This is a genomic window from Deltaproteobacteria bacterium, assembly GCA_011773515.1.
Lineage (GTDB): Bacteria > Desulfobacterota > Deferrimicrobia > J040 > J040 > WVXK01.
This window is the reverse complement of sequence record WVXK01000073.1, coordinates 1-1,103: the sequence shown is the minus strand read 5'-3', so window position 1 is coordinate 1,103 and position 1,103 is coordinate 1. Positions and strand designations below refer to the sequence as shown.

The window sequence follows — 1,103 nt, the reverse complement described above, 5'->3', positions numbered from 1 at the left end:
TTTCCATATCCAGCAGGACATCGAGGGGAAACACGACGCCGGGGTCCAGCTCCGCGTCCCGGATGTCATAGTAATCGTGGGTTATGCTCAGGCTGGAAGCTGCCGTGTCCGAGGGTATCTCCCGGTAGGTGGGGTCCCCGTCCCGGTCCTTCATGTCGAAAGGCCTGTCGCCTGTAACGTGGACACCTGCCGTTGTCACCAGGGCGACCCGCGCGGCAAAGGGATCTTCCGGCGGTTCTGCCCAGTAGGTTTCCTCGAAAGTTAGGATCTGCGCCTTTCTCTCCCACATCCGGAACAGTACGGGGAACTTTGCCAAAAGCACCGAAAGGATGCTGTCCGATAACTTTTTCACCTGCCTCTCCCTTGCCGCTCTTTCATAATTGCTTTGCTCTCGTCCACACCACCATTTTATACTCTTCCCGGAGGAAAGTGAAAAATTGCCTGTCCGATGACGGGGAAAAAATCATGAAAAACAGGGTATCGGTGATCATCCCTTCCCTGAACGAGGAGGAGAACATAGGGCAGGCCCTTGCATCCGTGATCGCAGGAGACCCCTTCGAGGTCGTGGTTGCAGACGGGGGAAGCACGGACAGGACGATCGAAATCGCACGTGCTTACCCCGGCGTTACGGTCACGGAGGCCGGGCGCAGCGGGAGGGCAGCGCAGATGAACGAGGGTGCAAGGATGTGCTCCGGAGATATTTTTCTATTTCTCCACGCAGACACAACACTTCCCGGCGGATGGGCCCTCCTGCTCGGGGAAAAGATGCTCGACGGTAAAACCCTCGGGGGGTGCTTCTTCGTAAGGCTTTCCGGCAGCCGGTTCATCTACCGCCTCATCGGTTGGATGATAAACGCAAGGACCCTTCTTTTCCGGTCGTTTACCGGAGACCAGGCGATGTTTATGCGAAGGGAGTTTTTCGAGAGCACCGGGGGATTCCCCGATGTTCCCCTGATGGAGGACCTGATGATGGCCGACAGGATACGAAAGGATGGTAAGGTTGCATTTATCGGGAACCCGGTCAAAACCGCATCCAGGAAATGGGAAAGATTCGGGCCTGTGAGGACAATCTTTCTGATGTGGTACATCAAAAGCCTTTTCAG

The 1,103-nt window shown here is 55.9% G+C and carries 2 protein-coding genes; one reads left to right on the top strand and one right to left on the bottom strand.

The features are described 5' to 3' along the window. Positions 1-352: hypothetical protein (locus tag GTN70_08450; GenBank protein NIO17014.1), on the bottom strand; the 352-nt coding region annotated here is incomplete at its 3' end. 113 nt (positions 353-465) lie between these two features. Here GTN70_08450 and GTN70_08445 point away from each other — a divergent pair. Beyond that, on the top strand, positions 466-1,103 hold a 638-nt coding region (locus tag GTN70_08445; GenBank protein NIO17013.1), incomplete at its 3' end, for a glycosyltransferase.